At 34.4% G+C, this 1,058-nt stretch carries 1 protein-coding gene and 1 pseudogene; both read left to right on the forward strand.

Annotated elements, in window-relative coordinates; translation table 11 throughout:
- A pseudogene (locus tag FHL06_RS14855) lies at nt 1-281 on the forward strand (hypothetical protein); the annotation flags it as partial.
- 69 nt (nt 282-350) lie between these two features.
- Nucleotides 351-905 carry a YdcF family protein gene (locus FHL06_RS14860; protein WP_337692583.1) on the forward strand — a complete coding sequence of 185 codons (555 nt, stop codon included), beginning with the start codon at nt 351-353 and terminating at the stop codon, nt 903-905.
- The last annotated feature ends 153 nt before the right edge of the window (nt 906-1,058 follow it).

Here is a 1,058-nt window from a genome sequence, read left to right on the forward strand (position 1 = left end):
TACCTTTTATCGTTATAATGGGTGTTTTATTCTTGTTGATTGTCGGAGTTATTTCAGTAACAATACTTTTCATGTGGGCTTTATTGCTTTGGAACGCCTTGATTGTTTGGAAACGTGAAAGTCATACGTTATCAAATATGTTAACGTTATTTCTAGCTTTGTTCTTAATAGGTTTATGGATTGTTAATTCATTCATGGCTGGACGAGCAAGATTCTTACCTGATTGGTTCAATACTTTAATATCTAGCTTGCCAGTTATTGGCTTCTATCTAGTTATTTGATCTTATAACTTCTTAGTCAATGTCTTCTTATACCAGTTTCTACCTCGACGTTATAAAGCCGATTATTTAATTGTCCTAGGAGCGGGTTTAATTAACGGCGATACTGTATCCACACTACTTGGCAATCGAATTGATGCCGCTATAAAGTTTGCTAACAAACAGATTAAAAAGGGACGTCCAGCTCCGAAAATTGTATTCTCTGGTGGCCAAGGTCCTGACGAAAAATTATCTGAAGCCCAAGCCATGGCTGACTATGCAATTGCTCACGGTTGGGATAAGGATTTAGTCATCCTTGAAGATAAGTCACGAAATACCTTGCAGAATATGCAATTTTCAAAAGCAATTATTCAAAATGACTATGGTCAAAATAATGCCTATATTAAATTCTTTAGCAATAATTACCATATTTTTCGTGCTGGTCTTTACGCTAAAATGGCTGGAATTGCCGCTAATGGTATTGGTGCAGCGACTAAATTCTATTTTTTACCCAATGCTTTGATTAGAGAATTTGTTGCCGTCTTCTTGATGAATAAAAAAAGACACCTGATTGTAATTGGTTTAATAATGGTTTTGACACTGTTACTAGTAGCAGTCACAATCTACACAAATATCATGTCACATTAAAAATAGCGTCTGTTATAAGATCCGGGTATTTCATATACCTTGAGAATACTTATTAACAGACGCTATTTTTACTTTTTAATAAACATTTCTAATGATTATTTTGAACGATAAAATAAGCGCCTCTGACATTGCTCTTATTCTGAGATCTTTGAT

It is taken from the genome of Companilactobacillus halodurans, assembly GCF_009600985.1.
In the GTDB taxonomy this organism is placed as follows: Bacteria; Bacillota; Bacilli; order Lactobacillales; family Lactobacillaceae; genus Companilactobacillus; species Companilactobacillus halodurans.